This window comes from Xanthomonas sp. F14, from assembly GCF_014199865.1.
Genome location: NZ_JACHOM010000001.1, coordinates 1,256,584 through 1,279,615, shown reverse-complemented (window position 1 = coordinate 1,279,615; position 23,032 = coordinate 1,256,584). Strand labels below are relative to the sequence as shown.

Sequence of the window (23,032 nt, the reverse complement as noted above, 5' to 3'; positions counted from 1 at the left end):
AGTGCTGGCGTACAGACTACCCGCAGGGAAGGTCGTCAAATCCAATCTCCTGCCGTGGTTTGATTTTCAATCCTCGCCCGAAGAGCCCCGATCATGGTGCTGGACTGTGCTAGCGAATTTCGTCAGATAGGCGCACGGGTATGGACCCGATACCTGTTGAAGTCGTTGGAATGCGACGTTCAATGGTTGAATCGGACCCTGCTTCTGCCCTGCGAGGGCTTCACTGGAGCGATCTATGAGGGGCTGACACCTCGGGTCTTCGAAGAGATCCACAACGTAGGCAAGAACCCCGACGGCGCCTATTGGAAAGAGATCAAGGACAGGACCAAGAAGTTCAACCTGCTTGAACGGGTATGTGAACGTGTGCCGGCGTCACGCGCTTGGTTGCTGCGCGATTTCAACCGCTACATGCAGCTTGATCCGCCCTCATTGTTGGACTCACGCGAGCAGTTGCTGGTCTACACCAACTCGCGAGGTCTTCTGCTGGTACCTGGGCGCGTCATGGCCGCCGTGAAGCACCTGGATCCGGCCCTATACGCCGATCTTGAGCACCGATGCACCAGCGCTCTGATTAAAGCGGCTACCCCCAGCACGCTGCTCTTTGTCATCGCCTTTCTGCATGAGGTCGCCTGGCGCAGGCACCAGGGGACACAAGCGGCAAGGGAATTAGCTGACAACGCGGTTACCGCATTCTCCGCCTCAATGCACGAACGCGCCTTCGAAGACGGCCAGCGACTGGGCGAACAACTTCAACCTTACTTGCAAGACGCCGTGGCCAATGTCTCGGTATGGGGTGACCGATCCGCGCCTTCAAAGCTCCCTCGGGCACTGGGAGACCTTTGGGTACTGCCTTTCCTGGTGAGGAAGAACCAGGACATGCTCGATGCCTGCGCTTGCCTACATGCGGCCGGTGAAGCATGGTACGAACGAATCGATCATCCGTTGCCTGAGCGCTACCGGGACGGCGCCCTTGAGGTGACCACTGAGGGCTTGACCTCATATACACCCGCCCATGCGAGCATCGAAGCGGCACTCATTGCGCTGCGATTGGAGTTACTCAAAACGCACGGGGATATCTCGCTCGAATACAACCAGTCGCTTTTGATCACGACAGCCACTGACCACGTCGCATATGAAAGGTTGTCCGGCGATTCACGGGCTAGTAGGAACACCCGTTCGCCCCGTTTATCCTCGCGTGCACAATCTGCATAGAGATCGCCGCACGCTCGCGCGATCCGTATTCACGCTCCAGATTCTTAGCTTCATACTCCGCAAGTATCTTAGCTAGTGCCGGCTCTTGCAATGCGTCATAGCTTTCCGTGCAGTAAGCCGAAACCAACTGCCATCTCGCTTCTTCATCAAGATTTGAAGCTTCACACACCTCGGAAAAATCGACGTCGCTTATGTCCTGCCATAGTATCGCCGGTGTGTCCTCATTTATCCTCGATGCTTGCCAACGCTCAAAGCTCGTGGGCAATTTATTTGCTAGCCAACCTGACAGTTCATCCGGATCACTTCTCAGGAAGGTCGAGATGGAACTCATCAGGCATGCCTTCTCAAGAACGTAGGAACCGAATGACCGCTCGGCCGTGCTCTTAAGCCCCCACGCGTCCCAGAGTTCATAGGGAAGCGTCTCATGTACGCGGTCAATGCGGCACATCTCCCACGCCACAAACCCGTTCCCTATGCAACAAAGCTTATGCGCGGTCCGAGCAGGAAACTGCCCCACTTTTTTGCGTTTGATCACCTCTCGCGAGGTTGCGATACAGGTAAGGTGATCGGAATACCGTTGAAGCAGCCAGGCACCCACTCGCAATTGGGCAGTACGATGGACGACGGTACGATTCTCCTCGTTGATCGAGCATGGTTCCTCGGCACGCGGGCTTTTCAAGATCCGATGGATAGATGGCTGTCCCCGATGATTGGGAGTGACTTTGATAGCGGCGAACGTTGGTACAAAAGAAAGCTCCTCGGAACGTTGTCTATTGGGCTCCAACATCGCTGTGGCAGCCGCCTTGACTCCGGGAAAATAGCCTTTCCTGCCAGACCGTCCCGTCGCCATGGAATAAATCGGTGCGCAAGTATCCATTGCCCTAAACAGCTCCTGATGGGCGCGTGAAATCTGCCATCGGACGCGTCGGTTCGCACACACATTGGTCACATCGGCAGCCAACAGAGAGCCACCGCAGCCGTCGCAGCCAAATGCTGGGCGGGACATGGCGGCGATGTAATTCATTTGGTCTCCGCAGACTGGGCAGTGAGAGATCAGTCGTCGTTGGTGGTAAGGACAGAACTCAACAAACTGCAGTTGGCACACCGTGAAGTGCATTCCAACGGCGATGCATTCTGTGCAAAAGCGGAGACACTCGTCTTCCCATGCCCAATCTGAGTAGTCCCTCAGCATTAGGAAATCCGACTCATTGAAGTACTCCCTTAGCCTCCCCTGCTGGATTGGCCACAGATACCTGTGCGCCTTACTGCTCCATTCATTGACTACTTCCGCGTAGTCGATCCGGCGTGGCTCGCGGGGATACTGGTTTTGCTCAGTGATACGAAGATCACGCATCAGCTGAAGTGGACCCCTTGCAGCGAACCAACCCAATTTGTTCAGAAATGCATATGTTGATTCTCCTGGCAGCAAGGCGTCGCGCACCCAAGGTATGTACGGCTCGAACTTTTCATCGCTCAAGACCCTTCTCCAAGCAAGACTTGGGGAATTGTTGATCGCTTTTCCCAAAGATTCAGGGGATCGGGAAAGTCACAGCTTTAGCGTTCACCCCAAAATAGTCACAGCTTTACCGTTCCCCTTGTTACAGTGATACCGAATCCAAACCCAATCCTCGCCCACCGAATAAGTGATTGTTTTATATGAAGCGAGACAAAAGAAGTGTGGTCACAGGTTTACCGAGCCCGGTTATTCGTGTCCTTTTTGCTTGGATCATCCCTTCATTGATTTTAAAGTGCTTTTTCCCATGCGGGACATGATCCTATGTGACGCAGGGGTGCTCCCCGCGCAGTTAGCACGACACCATGCCTTGCTTGGCATCAGGGAGCCGCTTTGCCGCGACTTCGCTTGGACCGCACAGGTTCTGGATGCTTGGTCGGAAACATTGCCTTATACGCGCTCTAGCGCTTCCTCAAGTTGGCGCTCAGTCAGCGCTGCTTCTCGCCGGCTCGTAGCTAGCGCTGCTTGGCCTGCTTGGACTCCTGACGCGCACGGTCGATCTCAGCATGTGCCCGGTCTTCAGTGGTGCGTATGTGTTGGCTCAAAGTGTCGCGCTCGGCACGTGCCGCCCTCGTCCAGACCGTCCACCAGCTGGTACTGCCCGAACAGCTGGCGCAACAGGCGGCGCACGCGGTGCGCGAGCTGCTGGCCGAAGCGGCGGCCGAGAACACCACCCGCAGCTACAGCAGTGCCCTGCGCTACTGGGCCGGCTGGCATGCGGCGCGCTACGGCATCGAGCTCGTATTGCCGGTGCCCGAAGCCACCGTGCTGCAGTTTGTGGTCGACCACGTGCAGCGCCGCTCGACTGACGGTGAGCTGGCGTGGGAGCTGCCGCCGATCGTGGACCAGGCCTTGGTAGCGGCCGGCCTGAAGGCCAAGCTTGGGCCCTGGACCTTGGCCACCGTGCGGCATCGGGTCGCTGTGCTGTCCACCGCGCACAGGCTCAAACAGGCGACCAATCCCTGCGAACAGCCAGCGATCCGCACCGTGCTCAGCCGCGCCGCCCGAGCCGCAGTCAAACGTGGCGACCGGCCGCGCAAGAAGACCGCCATCACCCTGCCCGAGCTGGAAGCCTTGCTGGCCACCTGCGACGACAGCCTGGAAGGAATACGGGATCGCGCCCTACTCTGCTTCGGGTTTGCCAGCGGTGGGCGCCGGCGTAGTGAGATCGCCGCCGCCGACTTGCGCGACCTGCGCCGGATCGGCGAGGCGGGTTACATCTACCGGCTCGAGCACAGCAAGACCCAGCAGGCCGGCGTCACGGCCGCCTCGACACCCGACAAGCCGGTGCTGGATCGGGCCGCGCTCGCTCTGCAGGACTGGCTAAACGCAGCTGGGATTAGCGAAGGGGCGATTTTCCGGAGGCTCTGGAAGCAGCGCGTGGGCCCTTCCCTGTCCCCGGCGGCCGTCGGCGAGATCGTGCAGCGACGGGCGCGACTGGCCGGGCTGGAGGGGGATTTTGGCGGGCATAGTCTGCGGTCGGGATTCGTCACCGAGGCCAGTCGCCAAGGAGTGGCGCTGCCGGCCATCATGCAACTGACAGAGCACCGGTCGGTGTCGAGCGTGGTGGGGTACTTTCAAGCAGGTGGATCAACAGCTAATCCAGCTGCTCGTCTTCTGGAAGACTAAAGAGACTCCATGTTCTTTCTTTTGTAGAACGCGTCAGAAGTGAACCGAACCCAACCTCTTTAGGTTTAAAGAAAGCTGCTGCGTTACCTCGGCAGAAGGTACTTGCCACAAGTCACTGAGGGCGAGCACCGCACGCGAAGCCTCCCACGGCAGGATAGATCTGCCTTCGATTTGCACAAATGGGCCGTCAGATTCGGTAAGCACTTTTTCTCGAGGCATGTGATCCACTAGAGCACGGCCCTTCGAGCTACTTAGCATCGCTGGGCCCACACTGAACCAACATCCCTGCTCCACCGCCTTGTCGACCTCTTTCACCGTGCCGCTGAACCAATGAAGGACAGGAATTCCAGCCCGCGGATGCTTTGCTAGCCGATTCAGTACATCTTTGCTAGCGCGGCGGCTGTGTAACGAGAGGATCTTGCCGCCCGCGCTGGAGCAGGCTGCAAGGATTCGCTCGAAGACTTCCACTTGGTCATTCCAGTGCGGCTGGAACTCAGGCGCCCCATCCAACCCAATCTCGCCCACGTATCGCGTCTGCCCCACCAACTGTTCGAAGAGCGGCAGCTCCGATTTGCGCAGATGGGCCACTTGGGGATGAAGCCCGAGGGCAGTTCTGATACGGCTCTTGCCCAACGCCAAGGCCGAGGTGCCATTCCAAGCCGATGGCGTGGTGGTGACCGACAGGACGTAGAGGCCCCGCTCCTGGCACGCCGCAGCGACCGCGTGCGGATCTGGATATAGATCCAAGTGGCAGTGAAAGTCGATCACGTCACACCAAGCTCGTTGTGCAGGTTCTCAAGCTCAGCGAGCCCACGTTGCACGAGCGCTCGGCGTGGTGCCCTGTCCCCCATCCGCGGATACGACAAGGAGGAAGAGAGCCAAGCATCGATCCCATCCGCCTTCACTTCAGCAATGGCCATGGCGACGGATCTTACGTCATCGAACTTCGCGTGATCGGTGTCCTTCTTGCCCAGGTTCTTGAATTTGTAGCCCGTGCCGTCCACATGCTCCCAGGCATTGATGGCCGCCCGACGGACCTGACAAGGAACGCAGCGCCCGCAATGCTGGTAGCCAAACACGCGGTAACGGCCACAACTGACGGAAGAGAGAGCAAGTTCTTCGAGCAAGGCTTGATCCTTGCATTCATTCAACATCTGACCCTTGGTCTTGTCTTCGTAAGGGTTCTCCAGCCGAATCCTCAGCCCCGCTGCGGCCAGAAGATCACGCAGCCTGTTCAAGAACTCCGGATGCGCCGTGCGGGTGCTCAGGCTACCCAGTCGCGTATGAGTGAGAGATGGATTAAGGGCGATGAATCCGTTCTCGCAGACAAACACGGGGACTTCCTCGCCTTCGTGATAAAGCTCGAGCGTGGTCGCCGCGACAACGGCGAATGCCAAAAAGATGATGGATCGAGCACGCTGTGAATCTTCCTTGTCCCACGGTGGGGTAGCGTTGTGATTGAGAGCTAAGCGCTTAAGACCTCCACCGATACGCTCGGCGAACACGCTCTGATTGTCCGCATCGCCTCGGACCACATTGCTCACCGCCATGGGCGAATAGCCCTTCTTCACCAAGTCGATCGCACCGACCAAGCTGTCCAGCCCCCCAGAAAGCAACACTACGCAATCTTCCTTGGGCCGAACCAACTTCGATGGCGCTTTGGGCGTGTGCCCACCTTCAACAAAACTGATGTTCCAGCGATCCGTGGACAGAAAGCCCAGCATTGCTTGGATGGCGTCGGATTGGGTGGACCAGAAGCCAGGATCCGAAACGGCAACGACCAGCTCTATCTGGCGCGTCCACCCATCGGGGCTGTCACTGCGCGTCACCGAGACGTCTGCAGTCACCACCGCCAATGCCAGCGAGAGAAAGTCCCAGGCGCGTTGATCCGGCAGTAGTCCAGCGCGGTAAATTTCCCGTTGGACGGCTTCTCCCGCACTGCCCTGGTGATCGTTAGACCGGTTGCGCTGGCCGTAAAGAAGGACCTCTAAATCGCGGCCTTGCGGGACCGGACAGTCTTTCGGTGCACAGAAGATCTTCAAGACACATACTCCTCGAACACCGTGAATGTCTCCCGCAGCGCGTCCCTCACCACTTGGGTGACCCTGCCGGAATTCAGTTGGCGTCCTGCCTGCTTTAACGTCCGAAAAGAAGCGGACACCGTCTGCTTGATGTAGCTGCGAATCTCCTTCAGCCTCGCCAAACCCATGGTGGTGGTAGGCGCCTTTTCGATGATGACTTGGCCCGTATCGAGCTCGAACCGACGCACGACGTCGTTTGCCGTGAAACGCTCAATCGCGAATTCCCGTTGCTCGTCCGTCAGCTGCAGCAGGTTGGCGTTTTCGTAGCGCGCCAAGAGCTCGGACAAAGCGTCTCGAATCGCTGCTCGTGAGGCTTCCGCATCCTGGGTGCCGTCTACCGGCCGCACGGCTTCGACGATCGCATCCATGATCTCGTCGGCGTTGCGTCCGACCAGCAACGTGCGATCCAACATCGCAGTGGGATCGGGCGTCGCCCCTCCGGCCAAGCTGCTGAGAGCTGTGGACAGGGCCCCTGCGGTTGTTGCGGTGCTGCCCATCCGGCGAGACGCTGTGCCGGATCCTCCATACCCGCTGCGCACATACCCTTTCAGCGCCCTACGCATCGACCTGCTGTCGCCGGTTTGCGCGTAGTCCCCCAAGTTCCTGCGGGTTGTCCCCCACCTACCCGGTGGTGCCGTCGGGGTGAGAGTGGGCGTGGGAGTTTCACCCGGCTGTCCGTCCTGTCCTGGGTCATCCCCAGGTGGATCGCTTGGCGCCGAGCCGTCCGCCCACGGTGGAATCATCGGCACGCCCGACCCAGGCCCTTTACTGCTCTGAGAGGTTCCCATCAGCTCGTCCTTTGCTGGATTGCTTTCTTCGCCGGACCACCGACGCCTTGTTTGAGCCAGTGCTCGAAAAGACTATCCGCCCACCGTTGGCCATCGATCTTCGGCACGATGCTGGCTTGGATTTGCGCGATCGGCCGATCACGAAGGAAGGACGCCAGACGCAGCCCCTGGGCAGGATCGTGCTCCCCAACGACCAAGCAAGCTTCCAAGATTTCTGGAACGCCCCACTGTTGCTCCTGCCGAGCCCGATCCAAAAGGCGATCCATCATGATGGCAATCTCGGGACGGCTGATGGCCGCCAAGCGTGGTTTCAGTGCACCCGCCATGTCTGGGCTCGCCAGCAATCCAGTCAACACGTCCGCAGCGTCTGACGACAGCCTGTCTTCGGGCGTGATCAGAGGCGCATGCTCCCGGCCAACGTATAGCGCGCCACGAAGATCTTCTTTGGCCAACGCAGGCGGCAACGTCAACCACTCTTGCACGAAAGACCCTTGCCAAGGTGCAGCCAATTCAACAGCAATACCACTGGCAGCCTTCTCCTCCCATTCCGCGAGGATCGTTGGGTGACCGCTGTCATGCGAGCTCACCGAAGCAATGAGTTGGCCATAAGCCTTTGGATCGCCCAGGCGCTCAAACAGCAGCAACTTAGCGAGAACGGCCTCATCGACGCCGACTCCTTGAGCCTTCGAAATCGTCATTCGTATCGAAAGCGCGTTGAGAAACCGCTTAATGAGTCGCGGGTTGCCCGAAATGTCCGACGCGGCAACCATCAAAGGCGCCAACCGATCCGCTGTGTCCAGCTGACCGAGCAAACTAGGGGGAAGGTCAAGTTCCAGCGATTGGATGAAAGCACGATCCACGCGCTTTCCGAGCCAGCTCTGGCGCAGACGCTCTCCGACCTTCTGGTGGACAGTCTCCTTGACCGATGCTTCGAGCTCGCTGTTGTCCACGAACAACATCATCATGTATGCCCGAACTTCCTGCGTCCCCAGTGCGGGCACACGAATGGGCACCTGAATCAGCTTGTCGAAGTAGTTGGTGACCAGCGTATCGTCTTCAAGACCCTCGAAATGCTTACGCACCGCGTGCTTGATCATTCCATCATCGGCAGCGATCACAAACGCCGTGTTCTTCAAGAACAGGAAGAGCCGGATAGCCTCAAGCGTCGAGATGGTGGTGGGCGGCAAGCAACGGTCCAAGTCGTCGATCAATACGACGAGCGTGATACCGAGCTCTTCCAGGGCTTCCTCAAAGCTATCGCGAAGCGCCTGAATTTCCTTAGGAGGTGAGTCGTCGAGTTTGGGCCCCAGTAGAGAGCCTGCCTCGTCGGCTGCTGCCTTGGCTTGCTCCTTACCCTGCTCGAACTCCTTCTGACTCACGCCATCGGCCATGCCTTTGGCCGTGCGCCAGAGCCCGCCCAGCAGGCCGGTTGGAGCCAGCCCCAAGGCCAAGGCAATGGCGTCTCCAGTTACCAGCTTGGCTGCGCGAAACCACTTGATACGTTTGATGAACTCCAGGACCTTGCTCTTGCCCTTGCCTCGCTTTTCAGCCTCGTCCTGCAACTTTTCGGCAATGACGTCCATCAGTGCCGCACGTGCATCGTCGTAGCCCTGGTAGAGCCACGCATTGAACTCCACGAAAACAAAGTCCCGATCACCGTTCTTCTTAGAACGGCCCGCCAACGATGCTCGTGTCAGTTTGATCAGCGAAGACTTACCCCTGCCCCACTGCCCCGATACGCCGATTGAAATCGGCTTGCCCTGAGCCTGCGCGATGATTTCGGCAATGGTGTCCGCCACGCCGGAAAAGTTCAGGAAATCCCGTTCGGTTTCGTTATCTGTCCACATCGAGTACTGCTCTCCCCGATCTCTATACACCCTCGAAATGGCAGCCACCAGCTACAGCGCTATTAACCTTACTTGATCCAAGACTGGAGCATGAGTCACCGGTTCGGCTGACCGCTTATCTTCGAGCATAGTAGCTGATTACCTCTTGCGCTCATCATAGCGCCATACTTTCATCGGACCCGGACCCGGACCCGGACCCGGACCCGGACCGAGGCCACGCTCTTGTCTTCAACGGACGAATCGCCACTGCTCTGGGTGTCCTGCCCCGATCAGACCTCCTAATCCACTCGCTGGCGCGATGTCCGCTTATTGTGCAGTAGGCACCAACGTCTAGTACTCTGGGCTTGCCCAATTTGCCATGGCAACGCCCCTTGTCCGCTACGATTTGCCTTTCGGCGGCCTGACAAATGACTACTCTCAACGTAAGCGCGCCCGTCATGACGCCTCAAGTTTTGCTAGATGGTCTCCGTGGACTCCTGCGAATTCAACCACCATTGAAAGGCCGCGGCGACTACGGTGATGAACAGCGCCAATGGCTTGGTCGAGCGAGCGCGCTAGTGTCCGAATGGGACCGGGCGCAAGCTATCGGATTTCGCGTCGAAGCCCGAAACATGGCGGCAAACATCAATCGCCAGGCCAATTTCGGCTCGGTCCTGACGACTATCCACGAGGCGATCGCGGCTCTTGAGCACAGCCTGCCGGCGGATGTTGGACAGGTGTTTGGACCTGGCGCAACCTATGACTTCTTCCGGACCCTCAATGAGCTTGTGGGCAGTGCAACGCAGTCATTGTTTGTCGTCGACCCATACATGGACAGCATGGTCTTCGACGGTTACCTCGCCAACCTGAGACGACCGATCGCCACGCGGTTGCTAATGCACCGTTACCTCGACAGCGTCAAGGTCGCAGTCACGGCCTTCCACGCCCAGAACGGCGGGCAGATCGAAATACGTCGCAGTGCCGAACTGCATGATCGCCTGATCTTCATCGACGAAGCCCAGTGCTGGGTGCTCGGCGCATCTATCAAAGACGCAGCCGCAAAAAAGCCCACATACCTAGCTCCGTTGGCAGAAGATCTGGTTACAGAGAAGTTGAGGATATACGACGATCTGTGGCGAGCCGCGACGCCGATTTAGTCCCCGCAGCCGCAACAGGCCCAACCGAACTTACTAAGATCCTGCTTCGAGGTCCGCTTTGGATCGACAGTTGCCATGCCCCTACCCCCGATAAATCTTCCCAATCGATAGCCGCGCAACAGCCCGTTACCGGTCAAGCGAGAATGGAATAAAATTTGATAGTCGAACAGGGCTGGCTTGAATAAAGTGCTAGGGCGTTTTACCCGCGAGCACAGCTGGCATGGAGGCCTTCTGCTCGTCGGTAAACTCCGGAATGCTCGCGTAGTACTGCAAGTCCTCGAATGGACCTTCCAGGATGACGAACTTACCGCGCTCTGCAAAGAACATTGGATTTATGTCTCGCCGGACGACATCAGCGAACCAGTTTGCCGCACGCGTAGCCTCTCCAACGAGGGTCCAGCACTCTTTTAACCACGCCTTGTATTTTTCCAGGTCAGCGGCGTAGTTGGGGTTGTGCCCCGCCCCTTTGTAAAACTTAGAGGGGAGATAGCGATCCGTGGAGCTTACAGAGTGCTGCATAAACGTCGTTGCCGCTTTATGCAGGAGAATTGCCAAGGTGGTGGCGGCTCTCTTCAGCTCCTCAAATTCAACTGGCCATATGGCTGCCGCCACTCGTTGACGAAACTCGAAAATCGCGCCAGGAAGTTCGTGTCGCCACGATGGGTCTGGTGCGAGTGCGAAGCTAGTCCAGTTCCGCCAGTTTTCTAGGTCACAAAGCTCAACCGCGGCATCAATAATTGAGGTTACGGCAACTTGCTTTGCGACGACCTTCAGGTCTGCCGAGTCAGCCAGCGTCTCTCGCACCCAAAGCTCGTGGGTCGATTTCAGATAGTGAAGCTTCTCGACCGGCCAATCCGCCTCGTTCTTGTCGATCTCCGTGTGATGTGTTGGGCACATCAAAATGAGGTTGTGATAGCTATTGCGCTCATCCAGAGTGAGTGCGTCTGACCAGCGAGCAGCACCCTCCTTCTCACCGACAATGTGAGCCTGTTCACCGAGCGTGAATGCAGAGCTAGTGGCAACCGCATCTTGCGATAGTTCGCAGCGGCATTTCGAGCAACGGTTACCTGCACGACCCCACAGAAGCTTGATGTCCTTTTGCAACATTTGCTGACCATTCCTATAAGACCCAACTGCATAATGGACGGACCCATGGGTGCGCCTATGCGACACATCCAAAGGGCGCCATATGGTGGCGTCCTCGTTGAAAGAGCTCGATCTTAGGGCGGCGCGGCCCGTCCAGCAAGTCTGGGTTTAACCTAGCCTAGAAGTAATGCTGAAGACGTTGTTAGGCATTAGTCCGCCCGCAAATAGATGCACGACTTTCAGTCAGATACCGCCATGCGGACTACCCGCGATAAACATCCCTAATCCAGAAGCTCTATATGCTTTTTTGGCACTAAGGGCTATGTTTGAGGAGGTGCGCCTTCCGGTGGTGCACTAGGGCGCCACTAGTAGATCGCTCGCCGACATTCGACCAAAAACCACCACGCACCTTCTGCCAACCGTGTTTAGACATCAAGAACAAAGTAAGCCTGTTCTCAATTCGCTCAGCCACCTTCCAATCGCGTGTTCTAACCGTCTTGGCGCACAAGACAGCAATGGGTGAATGTCGCCGCGTCCAGGCAGATCCTTTTCCCTGAAAGTGAGCAGCAATCCGCTCGACGAACTTGCATGACTGCCCAACATAGTAGCAACCGTTCTCAAGCTCTAGAACGTAGATAGTTATGGGCGAAGATCGAATTGTTAAGCTCAGAATATCTGCCATATTTACGTCCGCTTCAATGCAGCCAGATTAAACGGCACAACGGCCTTGTGCGCATCGTGCTCATGCCTCACCTAAACGAGCAAGTTTGGTGACCACACGGCGCCGCCGCGACAATGCCAAGTTTTCTTTATGATGTGAAATTGGACATTTCCCATAGCCCCGATAACGCTCCCTAATCGATAGCCATATTCCCCCAAGCTGTCCTCCCCAGCCATGCCCGTTGTCGACCAGAAACTGAGATTTTATCTGCCACCAAATTGCCGCGAATCCCCGGGTAAAGCCGCCGACGCGTGGTCTCCTTGACTGCAGCATGGCATCATCCCGTCCGGGAGAACACCTTACGGGGAACTACATGGAAGTTGATACTGCGCCTGGCGCGGCGGGTTTTTGGCGGCGGTCTGCTGCGTTCTTGGTCGATTGCCTGGTGCTTGGCATGGCCGGCGCGTTGGCTGGCTGGGCGTTGCTGGATGTGTTCGTGCGGATGGGCGGTTATGGGCGTTTGTTCGGATTCTTCGTTGCACTGACTTACTTTGGTGTCATGAACAGCGTGCTTTGCAAGGGGCAGACCCTGGGCAAGCGCCTGCTGGGCGTGCGCGTTGCTGGCAAGGACGATGCCCTGCTGGCACTTCCGCAATCGCTGCTGCGTTACTCGGTATTGGGTGTCCCGTTCTTCCTCAACGGCGCACAGTTCGATCGCGATGTGTTGCTCTCGCCGCTGCAGTATGTGTTGACGCTGCTGATCTTCGGCGGGACGCTCTCGATCCTTTATCTGTATCTGTTCAATCGCCGCGGTCGCCGGTCGTTGCACGACCTTGCGGTGGGAAGCACGGTGGTCACCGCGCAGACACCGCTCGCCGCTGTCAGGCCGATGCCGGTGTGGCGTGTGCACTTGGTGGTGGTCGCTGTGTTGATGATTGCAGCCGCAGCGGTCCCGGCTTTTACTGGGCAACTTGCGCAGAGTGACTACTTCAAGGACTTGCTGGCGGCACATGAAGCCGTCAGTGCCGAGCCGGGCGTGCAGTCCGCGCGCGTCGTGCACAACACGGTGTTTGGCACGCCGAATGTCGAATCTGTGGTTGTGCAGGTCAACCTGTCCGAACGGCGCATCGACGACAAAGCGTTGGCGGAGCACCTTGCCAAGGTCGTCCTCGCCAACGACAAGAAGGCAGCCGCCATGTCGGCCATCCACGTCACGCTGGTCTATGGCTATGACCTGGGCATCGCATCGTCCTGGCGCTTGATGGGGTATCAGTTCGCGCCGAAAGCGTTGGCGGCGGCCGGTAACAGCGATGCCGCAGCGAGAAGCAGAAGGTAGCGTCTCCTATCCTGCCGAAGACAATGCCTGCGATGCGGCGTGGGATGGGTATCGAGGGGAGTTGCGCGGCCCGTGCACCGCAGGCGGTTGCCAAGCCCGTGGTAAGTGCGTCGCCGTAAACATGGGCGCCCCACTCCGCTGAACGAGCTGGTTTCCTGGGCAACGCGGCTGCAGTATTCCTGCAGCCGATTACACATGCGCTTACTTATCCGCACCTGGTACCGGGTGCAGAGACAGGACGCGGCAGCTTATGGGCTCACCGCATCTCGGAACGACGCCCGCCTCAACCCGCGATGGTGAAGACCGATCCCGAATCCACCCGGATCCCGGCGCCGTTGATGAAGCTGGCGCGCTCGGAGCACAGGAAGGCAACCGCCGAGGCCACTTCTTCCGGGCGGCCGCGTCGCTTGAGCACCATGCCGGGACGCTCTTCGTCCAGGAACGATTCGATCGCCTGCTCGAACGTGGTTCCGTTTTCGCTGGCGCGCTTTTGCATCATCTTGTCGGTCATCGGGGTTGCGATGAAGGCGGGCGACACCGTATTGACCAGCACGTTGTCCGGTCCGTAGGCCTTGGACATGCCCTTGGCCAGGCTGAGGATTCCTGCCTTCGATGCGCAGTAGGCCAGCTCGTCCACGTAAGGCTGCACGGCGTCTTCCGAGGCGAACAGCACGATCCGGCCCCATTGATTGCGGCGCATCGCGGGGATGGCCTGGCGGCACATGCGCACTGCGCCCATCAGGTTGATGTCTAGCGTTTCGAGCCAGCCGGCGTCGCTGACCTCCAGGAAGTCGCCGGTTGCGCCGGTGACGCCCGCTGCGTTGATGTAGATGTCGGGGTCGCCCAGTTGTTCGCGCACCTGTGTCCAGATGGCGGCGACGTCCTGCTCGCGGGTGACGTCGCCCTCGATGGCGATGATCTGCCCCAGGCCCGACAGCTCGGCCACTGCCTGGTCGAGCGTACCGTCCGGAAGATCGGTGATCGCCACGCGCACGCCGGCTTCGAGCAGCTGCCGCGCAGTCTCCTTGCCCATTCCCGAGTCGCCGCCACTAATGAGGGCGATCCGATTGTTGATTCCGAGATCCATGCTGAACTCCTGGTGGTAGAGAGAGGTGGTGGTATGCACGCAACTAGCGGGCGAGAAAACGCTCCGCCGTGCGCAGGCCAAGTGCCATCTGCGTCAGCGCAGGATTGGCTGCCAGCGCACTTGGAAAAATCGAGTTGTCGCAGATGTAGAGGTTGGCGATATCGAATGCGCGGCCGTCCGGGTCGACCACGGCCTGCTCCGGATCGGTGCCCATGCGGCAGGTACCCAATGTGTGTGCGGAGCGGGCGGCGGCGAAGATGCGTTGTGCACCTGCCGCCTCCCAGATTGCGTGCAGCGATGCGCGTGCGTGGGCATCGATCGCACGTTCGTTGGGTCCGTAGCTGAAGTCGATACGCGCCTTGCGCTGGCCGAAGGCATCGTGCTCATCAGACAGGGTCAGCACGTTGGCGTCCTGCGGCAGGCATTCGCCATTGATGCCGATGCCGGCCAGGCGATTGTAGCGCGCCATGGTCGAGACGAGCTCCCTCCCCCACAGGCCTGCACCACGTGCCAGGGTGTTGGCCAGGGTGATCGGCTGCACGCCCAGGCTCTGCACCAGATAGCCGCCGATGAAATCGGCATTGGCCGGGCGCAGCATGTCCTCGGTGATCAGCGACGAGGGGTAGCCGCGGTTCATCCGCATGTCCGCATCGAACTCTCCCCACACCTGAGTGGCCACATGCGCCATGAAATTGCGCCCGACCTGACCGCTGGAGTTGGCCAGCCCCAGGTTGAGCAGCAAGCGCGGTGTTTCCACGCCGCCTGCGCACAGGAACAGGCTTGTGCAACGCTGGCGCAGTTCGCGTCCGTCCTGCTGGTAGACCACCGCGCTGACCATGCCACGCGCATCGCGCTCGATATCGATGACCCGGCAGCCGGGTCGCAACTGGGCACCGTGCGCGCGCGCCAGCGGTAGCCAGGTGGTATCGACGCTCACCTTGGCGCCATTGCTGCAACCTTGATGACAGGCGCCGCAGTTGTTGCAGGCCGCGCGCATGCCGTGGTGCGGCTGCGCATGCGCCCTGGTCACCAACGCGGCAGGCGCGTCGGTGGCGGTGATGCCGAGCGTGCGGCAACCACGCTCCATCGCGTTGGCCGACGCATTGCGCTGCGGCGGCGCATAGGCGTAGTTGCGCTTGGGATCCCACGGATAGTGCGACGGCCCGGACACGCCGATGAATTCCTCCACGCGGCGGATATAGGACAGCAGCTCTTCATGCGCGATCGGCCAGTCCATGCTGCGCTGCCCGGTGTGCGTCGACAGGCTCAGATCGCGCTTGTCCGGACGCGGGCAGAAGGCGCCCCAATGCAGTGTCGAACCACCCAGGCCCGAACCGGAATTGTTGGCGCCGAATGCGGTGGGCGTCTGCCCGCCGCTCAGGCGCTCCTCCATCCAGTAGATGCCGGTGGTCAACTCATCGGGCAGATGGGAGGCGGGGCTGAAGGCCGCACCCGCTTCCAGCACCACCACCGACAGACCTGCCTGTGCAAGCCGTGCGGCCAGCGGGCCGCCGCCTGCGCCGCTGCCTACCACCACCACATCGACTGCAGCGTCGTGAATGCCCGGGCTCATCGCAGGCCTTCGGCAGGAAGCTGCCAGGCTTCCTGCCGGTCGGCTGCGGTGTGCTGATAGCCCAGGCTGTCGATACCGACACCGCCAACCGCAAAGCCGTCGTAGCCCAATGCGGCCATCGTGGCGGGATGGCTGACCCAGGTCCGCACGGCTTCGGCGCGCACATCCTCGAACCAGTGCGCCAGCTGCGCTGCATCCAGCCCATGTGCCGAGGAATCGCCAGCCGTCGCGCGCGACACCTCGCGCAGCCAATGGTCCTGGGTTTCCGCAGGCAGGCCAGCGAAGCCGTTGCTCAGCGCGTCGAGCGTGTCGAGCCCCAGCGGCATCGCCAGCCGATCGGGTGGCAACGCGGCATGGCGCCAACCATCTCCTGCGCCTTCGGCAAGCTGGACGTCGATCCGCCGTGCAATCGCGCGCGCATCGCTTTCCCCATCCAATACGCGCGCAACGACTGCGCCGAGTATCTCCAGTTGATGCTGGCTCAGCACGCCTTGCGCATCTGCGGGTGGGCCGGCGTGCCGGCTGAGCAGCAGCTTGCGCATGCGCGGGGCAACCCGGTCTGCATTGAGCAGCCTGACGAAGTCATCGGGCAGGCACGTGTCCATGCTGCGCTCCACATGCGCTGCGATCAGCTGCGCCAGGTGTTGCGGTTGTTCGTAGGGGATCAGGTGCGCGGCATCGGCCACGACGGCGAGCCGCGCAGCGTGATAATGCGGCGCGTTCAACGTGCTTTGCGCGGCTTCGCCGAGGTCGCCATCCTCACTGCCGGCGAGGATCAACGCCGGCACGTGCATGCAGCCGGCCTGCGCGCTGCAGTCCTCACGACTGGCATGCGCAAGCCAGGCAATCCATGCTTTTGCATTGGTTCGCAGCACATCGTTTACAGCCGCGTCCCTCACAGGCGCAGGCAACCTCGCCGCACAGTTGTCGTCGATAAACTGCTCGGCCTCTTGCCGGGTGGGATGGCCCTTTTCGAACCAGGCCAGCATGGTCTGCCGTCGTGACTCCTCCATCGGCTCGGGCGCCGGCGGCGACGCCGCGACCAGGGTCACGCCGGCCAGGCCGGCAAGCCCGGCTACGCCCTCGCGTGCCTGCGCCGCTGCCAGGGTGGCGATCTTTCCGCCCATGCTGTGTCCGATCACAAACCAGCAGGTCGGTTGCCGCCGGATCACCTCATCGACAAACCAGGCAACCAGTGCGGCGGTGTCGATATGCTGCAGCGGCGGCGCGTCTCCAAAGCCGGGAATATCGAGCGCCACACAATCGAAGCGCGCCTCCAGTCGCTGGATCACCCCAGACCACTCGTTGCTGCTGGACCCAAGCGCGTGCAGGAAGAACAGCGTCGGCTTCGCCATGTAACACCTCTCTCCATCAGGCGCGCATGATGACCGGCGCTTTGTCCATGCCTCGTGCAGATGAGTCCGACATCGTGTGATGACGTGAGGCTTGGCGCTTGTCCGCGAACAACGTCTGTTGCATCCCGATCGGCATGCCTGCAAGGCGGCAGATCAGCGTCACACATGCGGCCTTGTCGCATGCCCTATCTGTCAGCGTGCCGTTGCAACTGCATTGGGGTCAACGGATAAGCATCTGCATCGCTCGCCCGATGGCTTCAATGGACCACGACACCTCATACCAGGTCGCGATAATCCTGCAGGATCACCATCACCAACTGGCTGCGCGAGCGCACGTCGAGCTTATTGAACAGCTGCTGGAAGGTGGCCTTGATCGCGCTTTCCGAACTGCCGAGCTGGCGTGCGATCAACTTGTTGGACTGCCCGCGCAGCAGGCCACGCAGCACTTCGCGCTCACGGTCGGTAAAACTGGGCCGGCTTTCCTGGGTGCCCTGGGCGACCAGCGATTGCAGATAACGCTGGTCGATCAGCACCCGGCCCATCGCCACCGCATGGATGCTGTCGATCAGTTCATCGGTGGAAACATCCTTGCGGCAGATGCCGGACACCCCGAGCCGGATCAAGGCCAGTGCGTCGCGCTCGGGCAGGCCGGCGGTGACGACCAGCGTGGCCGGACGGCGCGCCTGCTCGGCTTGGCGCCGCATGTAGTCCAGCGCGTTGTACTCGCCCATGTCGTAGTCGAGGATGACCACGTCCGGCGTCAGCGAGGCGATCTGTACGATGGCCTGCGCCAATGCGCCGGACTGCCCGACCACCTCGAAGCGGGCGTCGGCACCGAGCAGGCGCAGCAGGCCCTCGCGGAACAGCGTGTGGTCGTCCAGCAGATAGAGGCGCACCGGTGCGCGCCGCGACTCATCCATCCAGCGCCTCCGCATATGCTGCGTGCGCCAGCGGCAGATGCAGCTCGAAACAGGCGCCTTCGCCGCCAGGCGCGTAACGCAGCAGACCACCCTGGTTGGCCATCAGCGCACGCGAGATGTACAGCCCCAGCCCGGAGCCGTCGCTGTCGCTGCGGAACGGCTGGAACAGGCGGCCCGGCTCGGCGATGCCGGGCCCGGTGTCGCGCACGCTCAGCACCGCACGCTCCTGCTCCAGGCGCGCACTGACGATCAACTGGCGGCGTTGCGGTGGCAGCGCCTGCACCGCGCGCAGCGAATTGCGCGCCAGATTGAGCAATACCTGCAACAGCGCGTGGCGGTCGCCGTGCACCGAGGGGAAGTCGGCCGCGATCTGGATCACCAGTTGGCCCTCGACATCCTCCCAGTCCGAACGGATGATCACATCCAGCTCGCTGCACAGCGTCTGCAGCCGCGTTTCATGCGCGTCGTCGGGCAGCTGCCGCCGCAGGTTGAAGGACGCCAGCTCCATCAGTGCCGCCACCAGGCTTCGCAACGCGGCCAGATCCGGATCAGCGCCAATCGCAGGATGCCGCGCCAGGTTGGAAGTGACCACGCCCGCCGCCGAACACAGGTTGCGGATCTCGTGCGACACCGCGCCGGCCAGCAGGCGATTGTTCTTCAGCACATCGTCGAAGTGCGCCGATTCGCGCGCGCGCACTTCCTCGCTGGTGTCGACCAGGATCGCGGCCAGGTGGCGCTCGGCGCTGTCTTCGTAGACCGAGAACCAGGTGGTGGCCGGGAAGCGGGTGCCGTCGCTGCGGCAGCCCCAGGTGCTGGCGGAGGTGCGCATGCCATCCAGGTTGGCGCTCATGCTCAGCGCGTCGTCCAGCAGCGGCAGGAACTCGCGCACCGCGCGGCCTTCCAGCCCGCCCTCCTCGGCCATGTCCAGGATCTCGTGCGCGGCGCGGTTGGCCGCCACGATGCGGCCGTCGCCGGCCACGGTCAGCAACGCCGCCGGGCTGCTCTCGGCAAGCAGCCGCAATTGCCGCTCCAGCCGCCGGCGCAGCCGCTGTTCGGCGCGCAGCTGCACGTAATGGGCCAGGATCACCCGGCGGGTGCGGCTGATTTCAGCCACGAGCAACCCGCAGCCGGCATAGGCAACCGTCGCCATGAAAAAGCGCAGTGCCTGTTCGACCAGGGTTTCGTCGGTGACGAACAGGCCGCGCAGCACCGCACAGGCAATCGCCGCGATGACGATGTCGCGCCGCGATAGCACCGTGGCCGCCAGCACCACCGGCAGGATGTACAGCAGCCCCAGCGATACGCCCAGGTGCGAGTACCACTCCGCCCACACCAGCGAGGCCAGCATCGCCAGCGACGCCCATAGCGTCGGGCCGCGATTGAGCTTGACCACCTGTCCGCGCCACTTGAATGGCAGTCTCAGTCTGTCCATTGCCTACCCATGCCCCTGCGCTGCAATGCCGCTCCTCTGTTGCGGTGGTTGATGCCACAGCATCGTGGCCAGGGCTGCGGATTTCACCTATCGAAAGATAGGCCGGCCGCATCGTTCGGACGGTGCGCGCACTGTCCAACGCTGGCGCAAGGATGGCAGACACGACCGTGGAGGCTGGGTGTAATGCATCCACCCCACGTCGATGTTGCCTCTCCCATGATCACCCGCGATACGTTTCCGTTGCGACGCATCTGGCCCAAGACCTACAAGCGCCTGCTGGTGTTGCTGGCGTTCGACTGCGCCGTGGCCGTGCTCTACACCTTCTTCGGCTGGCAGTGGCTGTCGATCGAAGCCTTGCCGCTGGCCCAGCTCGGCTCGGCGCTCACCATCTTCCTGGCGTTCCGCGCCAATGCGGCCTATGGCCGCTGGTGGGAAGCGCGCCAACTCTGGGGCGCGCTGGTGAACACCTCGCGCGCCATCGCACGCCAGGCCCTGACCGCGCTGGATGTGGATCCGGCCGACCCGCGCCAGGCCGCACTGCGCGACGATATCGTGGTGCACCAGGTCGCCTTCGTGCACGCCTTGCGCTGCCATCTGCGCCGGCAGAACCCGTTTCCCGAGCTGGCCGGGCTGCTCGGCCAGGCACGCGCCGACGACCTGCGCGGCTACGCCAACATCCCCAACGCGCTGACCCTGCGGCTGGGCCAGCAACTGCAGCAGGCGCGCGACTGGGGCATGCTCGACAGCCTGCGCTGGTCGTCGCTGGACGCCAACCTCACCACGCTGGCCAATATCCAGGGCGCCTGCGAACGCATCAAGAACACCCCGCTGCCGCGGCAGTTCTCCTCGCTGCCGCGCACGCTGGTGAACATGTATTGCTGGCTGGTGCCGCTGGGCCTGATCGCCGGCATGGGCCTGGCCATGCCGATCGCCTCGGTGCTGATCAGCTTCACCCTGATCGCCATCGACAGCGCCAGCAGCGCCATCGAAGACCCGTTCGAGAACACCGTGCACGACACCCCGATGACCGCGCTGTCGCGCGGCATCGAACTCACCCTGCGCGAAATGCTGGGCCAGCGCGTACCGCTGCGCGAAGTGCGCGCCATCGACGGTTTCATCTACTGACCACGGAGCCAGCCATGCAGACCACCCCCACCCACCTGATCTTTGCCACCAATTTTTCCGAGACCTGCCATGCCGCCATCCCGACCGTGGCGCAACTGGTGGACCGCCTGCGCGCGCGCCTGACGATCCTGCACGTGCATGCCAAGGGCAAGCGTGCGCAGGCCCAGCAGTCGCTGGATGCGTTCTTTGCCGAGGCTTCCAATTACCCGGGCTGCGAGCGTGCACTTGCCGGCGGCCCGGCCGCCGCCGGCATCGTCTCGTTCTGCCGCAGCCACGACGACGCGCTGTTGATCATGCCGCCGTCCGAGCGCACCGGCCTGCCGCGCCCGCTGCATGTGTCGCTGCGCGCGCGCGTGCTGCAGCGCGTGGCCACGCCCATGCTCACCCTGCCCTACGCCGATGCGATCCCGCGCGATGGCGCCGTCGGCGGCCACGTCGCCTGCTGGATCACCGGCCGCGAAACCAGCCTGGAATCGCTGCGCGATGCTGCCGCCCTGGCGCGTCGCCGCGGCGCCGACCTGCATCTGCTGCACGTCGTGCCGGAAGTCAGCGAAGGCCTGCTGGTGGACAGCCTGTTCAACGACAAGCCGCTGAGCGAAGACGCGGCTGCCAGCTGGCTCGGCGACCTGGTCCAGCAACTGCCCGACGAGGACCTGCGCGTGCGCGTCCACGTGGCCGTCGGCAATCCGCGGCGCGAGATCGCCGGCCTGCTCAAACGCGCCTGCGCCGATGTGCTGGTGGTCGAACACGATGCCGTCGTCCGCCGTGGCGTCTGGCGTTCCTCGCTGCAGTCGGCACTGGCAAAGACGCCGTGCGTGCTGATCTGCCTGCCGCCGCCCCATCTGCGCCGCCCGATCCTGGGCGCTGGCGGCAACCACGCCGACGCCGCGCCCGGCCGCAGCCTGGCCAGGCGGCTCTTGCGCGTGTGAGGGAACCGGGTGCTCGGCGCGCGGCTGGCTGGGCATCTGCAGTCGTCAGCTGTGCAAGGGAGGGCTTGCCTCATCGCGGCATGCATCCCTGAGCGCGGGGCGGTTCTGCCGACGTCATGACGCGGCGGCGCGTGCCCGCACCGGCGTGTTCCAGGACGCGCAACCGCGCCTGCCATCCATGTGTTGATCGGTTTATCGATCAGCACTTTCGCAGCGCTGTCTGCACCTCGGTGATGGATCTTTCCAGGCGATAACGCGTCCACGCTGGCCGGCGCGCAGGCTGCCGCGCGCAAGCTGGAGGCAGCGCCCTACCCCTTGAGCACAAGCGAGGCGTCCGGATACCTCTCGCACATGAAGTCCACGAAGGCGCGCACCTTCGGGGCAGCCAGGCGCCTGGACGTGTGCAACACCCACAGCGCCGGCTCCGCGCCAGCGATGGTGCCCCACTGCACCAGTTCGCCACGCGCGAGCTGGTTCCAGGCGATCGACTGCGGAATGAGCGCGATGCCACCGCCTGCCATCGCCGCGTCGCGGACCATCAGGAACGAGGAAAACCGCAGTCGTGGAATGGGTTCCAGGACCAGACGCCCGTCATCGAGCGTCCACGTGGTCGGCTGGAAGCTCGACATCACCACAGCGGGCATGGATGTGACCGCGCCGCCGGTCGGCATGGCGATGCCGGGGGCAGCCACGACCACCAGCCGATCCCTGGCGAAGCAGCGCCCGACCAGGCTGCTGTCCGGGCTGGGATTGATGCGGATGGCCACATCGAACTGCTCTTCCACCAGATCGACCGTGCGGTCCTCGGCCACCACCTCCAGCGTGATCTCCGGATAGGCGGCGCAGAACTCTGCGCCGATGCGCCCCATCGCCAGTTGCGAGAACAGCACCGGCGATGCCACCCGCAAGCGTCCGCGCGGGCTCGAGAGCCCCTCGCGTGCGGCTGCCATGGCCTCGGCCACCTCGCTCAACGGCACTTCGGTGCGCTCCATCAGCAGCTGCCCGGCCTCGGTGAGCCTGAGGCCACGTGCGCTGCGCTCGACCAGTCGCACTCCCAACTGCTCCTCCAGCTCGGCGACGCGACGCGACAGGGTCGCCTTGGATCTACCGCTGGCACGGCTCGCCTTTCCCAGGCCTTGGTTCGCTGCGACCAGCGCGAAATCGATCAATGCATTGAGATCCATGGTGTTCCAGATTTGAAACCAGGCGTCTACATCTTGGCGTCTTCGTATTGTGGGTGCAACGGCCTATCGTCTCGTCACCGCAACGCCAAGCGCAGCGGACATGTCGCAATGACGCCTCTTTCCATCCATAGCAGGAGA

19 protein-coding genes are annotated in these 23,032 nt (G+C 61.7%); 6 read left to right on the top strand and 13 right to left on the bottom strand.

The features are described from left to right. Positions 1–156 precede the first annotated feature (156 nt). Positions 157–1,212, top strand: coding sequence for a hypothetical protein (locus GGR73_RS05545; protein ID WP_184455960.1), 1,056 nt, complete (start codon positions 157–159; stop codon positions 1,210–1,212). Here the strand turns inward: GGR73_RS05545 and GGR73_RS05540 are convergent. Then, on the bottom strand, positions 1,160–2,236 hold the full coding sequence (locus tag GGR73_RS05540) for a hypothetical protein (RefSeq protein ID WP_184455958.1): 1,077 nt from the start codon (positions 2,234–2,236) through the stop codon (positions 1,160–1,162). The genes GGR73_RS05545 and GGR73_RS05540 overlap by 53 nt on opposite strands. Before the next feature lie 1,020 nt (positions 2,237–3,256). Between GGR73_RS05540 and GGR73_RS05535 the strand changes: the two genes are divergently transcribed. Further along, a complete protein-coding gene (locus GGR73_RS05535) occupies positions 3,257–4,354 on the top strand; it encodes a site-specific integrase (protein ID WP_456362922.1) in 1,098 nt (365 codons plus the stop codon). A 33-nt stretch (positions 4,355–4,387) separates the two neighbouring features. Here the strand turns inward: GGR73_RS05535 and qatD are convergent, their stop codons facing one another. The 4 genes from qatD to GGR73_RS05515 form a co-directional block, all read right to left on the bottom strand. Continuing rightward, complete coding sequence (qatD, locus tag GGR73_RS05530) at positions 4,388–5,122, bottom strand: Qat anti-phage system TatD family nuclease QatD (protein WP_167764196.1); 735 nt, start codon at positions 5,120–5,122, stop codon at positions 4,388–4,390. Then, positions 5,119–6,396 carry a Qat anti-phage system QueC-like protein QatC gene (gene qatC / locus GGR73_RS05525; protein WP_104553444.1) on the bottom strand — a complete coding sequence of 426 codons (1,278 nt, stop codon included), beginning with the start codon at positions 6,394–6,396 and terminating at the stop codon, positions 5,119–5,121. Before qatC ends, qatD begins: the two co-directional genes overlap by 4 nt. Continuing rightward, complete coding sequence (gene qatB, locus GGR73_RS20275; RefSeq protein ID WP_456362921.1) at positions 6,393–6,998, bottom strand: Qat anti-phage system associated protein QatB; 606 nt, start codon at positions 6,996–6,998, stop codon at positions 6,393–6,395. The genes qatC and qatB overlap by 4 nt, the downstream gene beginning before the upstream one ends. 224 nt (positions 6,999–7,222) lie before the next feature. After that, positions 7,223–9,070, bottom strand: coding sequence for a P-loop NTPase fold protein (locus GGR73_RS05515; RefSeq protein WP_184455954.1), 1,848 nt, complete (start codon positions 9,068–9,070; stop codon positions 7,223–7,225). A gap of 407 nt (positions 9,071–9,477) precedes the next feature. Between GGR73_RS05515 and GGR73_RS05510 the strand changes: the two genes are divergently transcribed. After that, the gene (locus GGR73_RS05510; protein WP_184455952.1) at positions 9,478–10,206 is read left to right on the top strand and encodes a hypothetical protein; all 729 of its coding nucleotides are present in this window, start codon (positions 9,478–9,480) and stop codon (positions 10,204–10,206) included. Positions 10,207–10,395: 189 nt separating this feature from the next. On the opposite strand, the gene GGR73_RS05505 is transcribed toward GGR73_RS05510, so the two are convergent. Next, positions 10,396–11,313, bottom strand: coding sequence for an HNH endonuclease (locus GGR73_RS05505; RefSeq protein ID WP_104553448.1), 918 nt, complete (start codon positions 11,311–11,313; stop codon positions 10,396–10,398). Positions 11,314–11,605: 292 nt separating this feature from the next. Continuing rightward, entirely contained in the window at positions 11,606–11,974 is a 369-nt protein-coding gene (locus GGR73_RS05500) for a GIY-YIG nuclease family protein (protein ID WP_167764200.1), read from the bottom strand. A 352-nt stretch (positions 11,975–12,326) separates the two neighbouring features. Here GGR73_RS05500 and GGR73_RS05495 point away from each other — a divergent pair, with 352 nt between their 5' ends. Further along, positions 12,327–13,289 (top strand): RDD family protein, encoded by a 963-nt coding sequence (locus GGR73_RS05495; RefSeq protein WP_184455951.1) that lies wholly within the window; start codon positions 12,327–12,329, stop codon positions 13,287–13,289. 283 nt (positions 13,290–13,572) lie between these two features. Here the strand turns inward: GGR73_RS05495 and GGR73_RS05490 are convergent, their stop codons facing one another. From GGR73_RS05490 to GGR73_RS05470, 5 genes are all read right to left on the bottom strand, one after another. Further along, positions 13,573–14,376, bottom strand: coding sequence for an SDR family oxidoreductase (locus GGR73_RS05490; RefSeq protein ID WP_184455949.1), 804 nt, complete (start codon positions 14,374–14,376; stop codon positions 13,573–13,575). Between the two features lie 43 nt (positions 14,377–14,419). After that, the gene (locus tag GGR73_RS05485; RefSeq protein WP_184455947.1) at positions 14,420–15,949 is read right to left on the bottom strand and encodes a GMC family oxidoreductase; all 1,530 of its coding nucleotides are present in this window, start codon (positions 15,947–15,949) and stop codon (positions 14,420–14,422) included. Beyond that, a complete protein-coding gene (locus GGR73_RS05480) occupies positions 15,946–17,304 on the bottom strand; it encodes an alpha/beta hydrolase (protein WP_184456506.1) in 1,359 nt (452 codons plus the stop codon). The genes GGR73_RS05485 and GGR73_RS05480 overlap by 4 nt, the downstream gene beginning before the upstream one ends. Before the next feature lie 275 nt (positions 17,305–17,579). Beyond that, positions 17,580–18,224: a LuxR C-terminal-related transcriptional regulator gene (locus tag GGR73_RS05475; RefSeq protein WP_024939961.1), complete on the bottom strand. Its 645-nt coding sequence runs from the start codon at positions 18,222–18,224 to the stop codon at positions 17,580–17,582. Beyond that, positions 18,217–19,656: an ATP-binding protein gene (locus GGR73_RS05470; protein ID WP_184455945.1), complete on the bottom strand. Its 1,440-nt coding sequence runs from the start codon at positions 19,654–19,656 to the stop codon at positions 18,217–18,219. Before GGR73_RS05470 ends, GGR73_RS05475 begins: the two co-directional genes overlap by 8 nt. Before the next feature lie 183 nt (positions 19,657–19,839). Between GGR73_RS05470 and GGR73_RS05465 the strand changes: the two genes are divergently transcribed. Together GGR73_RS05465 and GGR73_RS05460 are read left to right on the top strand one after the other, a co-directional pair. Then, the gene (locus GGR73_RS05465) at positions 19,840–20,781 is read left to right on the top strand and encodes a bestrophin family protein (RefSeq protein WP_226427848.1); all 942 of its coding nucleotides are present in this window, start codon (positions 19,840–19,842) and stop codon (positions 20,779–20,781) included. A 14-nt stretch (positions 20,782–20,795) separates the two neighbouring features. Further along, positions 20,796–21,710 carry a universal stress protein gene (locus GGR73_RS05460; protein ID WP_184455943.1) on the top strand — a complete coding sequence of 305 codons (915 nt, stop codon included), beginning with the start codon at positions 20,796–20,798 and terminating at the stop codon, positions 21,708–21,710. Positions 21,711–22,018: 308 nt separating this feature from the next. On the opposite strand, the gene GGR73_RS05455 is transcribed toward GGR73_RS05460, so the two are convergent. Continuing rightward, the gene (locus GGR73_RS05455) at positions 22,019–22,894 is read right to left on the bottom strand and encodes a LysR family transcriptional regulator (protein WP_184455941.1); all 876 of its coding nucleotides are present in this window, start codon (positions 22,892–22,894) and stop codon (positions 22,019–22,021) included. Positions 22,895–23,032: the final 138 nt, after the last annotated feature.

Bases quoted from the DNA above. Each gene is read 5' to 3' on its own strand.
- GGR73_RS05540 (WP_184455958.1), bottom strand. From the start codon at position 2,236: ATGAATTACATCGCCGCCATGTCCCGCCCAGCATTTGGCTGCGACGGC.
- GGR73_RS05535 (WP_456362922.1), top strand. From the start codon at position 3,257: ATGTGTTGGCTCAAAGTGTCGCGCTCGGCACGTGCCGCCCTCGTCCAG.
- qatB (WP_456362921.1), bottom strand. From the start codon at position 6,998: ATGCGTAGGGCGCTGAAAGGGTATGTGCGCAGCGGGTATGGAGGATCC.
- GGR73_RS05515 (WP_184455954.1), bottom strand. From the start codon at position 9,070: ATGTGGACAGATAACGAAACCGAACGGGATTTCCTGAACTTTTCCGGC.
- GGR73_RS05510 (WP_184455952.1), top strand. From the start codon at position 9,478: ATGACTACTCTCAACGTAAGCGCGCCCGTCATGACGCCTCAAGTTTTG.
- GGR73_RS05505 (WP_104553448.1), bottom strand. From the start codon at position 11,313: ATGTTGCAAAAGGACATCAAGCTTCTGTGGGGTCGTGCAGGTAACCGT.
- GGR73_RS05500 (WP_167764200.1), bottom strand. From the start codon at position 11,974: ATGGCAGATATTCTGAGCTTAACAATTCGATCTTCGCCCATAACTATC.
- GGR73_RS05495 (WP_184455951.1), top strand. From the start codon at position 12,327: ATGGAAGTTGATACTGCGCCTGGCGCGGCGGGTTTTTGGCGGCGGTCT.
- GGR73_RS05490 (WP_184455949.1), bottom strand. From the start codon at position 14,376: ATGGATCTCGGAATCAACAATCGGATCGCCCTCATTAGTGGCGGCGAC.
- GGR73_RS05485 (WP_184455947.1), bottom strand. From the start codon at position 15,949: ATGAGCCCGGGCATTCACGACGCTGCAGTCGATGTGGTGGTGGTAGGC.
- GGR73_RS05480 (WP_184456506.1), bottom strand. From the start codon at position 17,304: ATGGCGAAGCCGACGCTGTTCTTCCTGCACGCGCTTGGGTCCAGCAGC.
- GGR73_RS05475 (WP_024939961.1), bottom strand. From the start codon at position 18,224: ATGGATGAGTCGCGGCGCGCACCGGTGCGCCTCTATCTGCTGGACGAC.
- GGR73_RS05470 (WP_184455945.1), bottom strand. From the start codon at position 19,656: ATGGACAGACTGAGACTGCCATTCAAGTGGCGCGGACAGGTGGTCAAG.
- GGR73_RS05465 (WP_226427848.1), top strand. From the start codon at position 19,840: ATGCATCCACCCCACGTCGATGTTGCCTCTCCCATGATCACCCGCGAT.
- GGR73_RS05460 (WP_184455943.1), top strand. From the start codon at position 20,796: ATGCAGACCACCCCCACCCACCTGATCTTTGCCACCAATTTTTCCGAG.
- GGR73_RS05455 (WP_184455941.1), bottom strand. From the start codon at position 22,894: ATGGATCTCAATGCATTGATCGATTTCGCGCTGGTCGCAGCGAACCAA.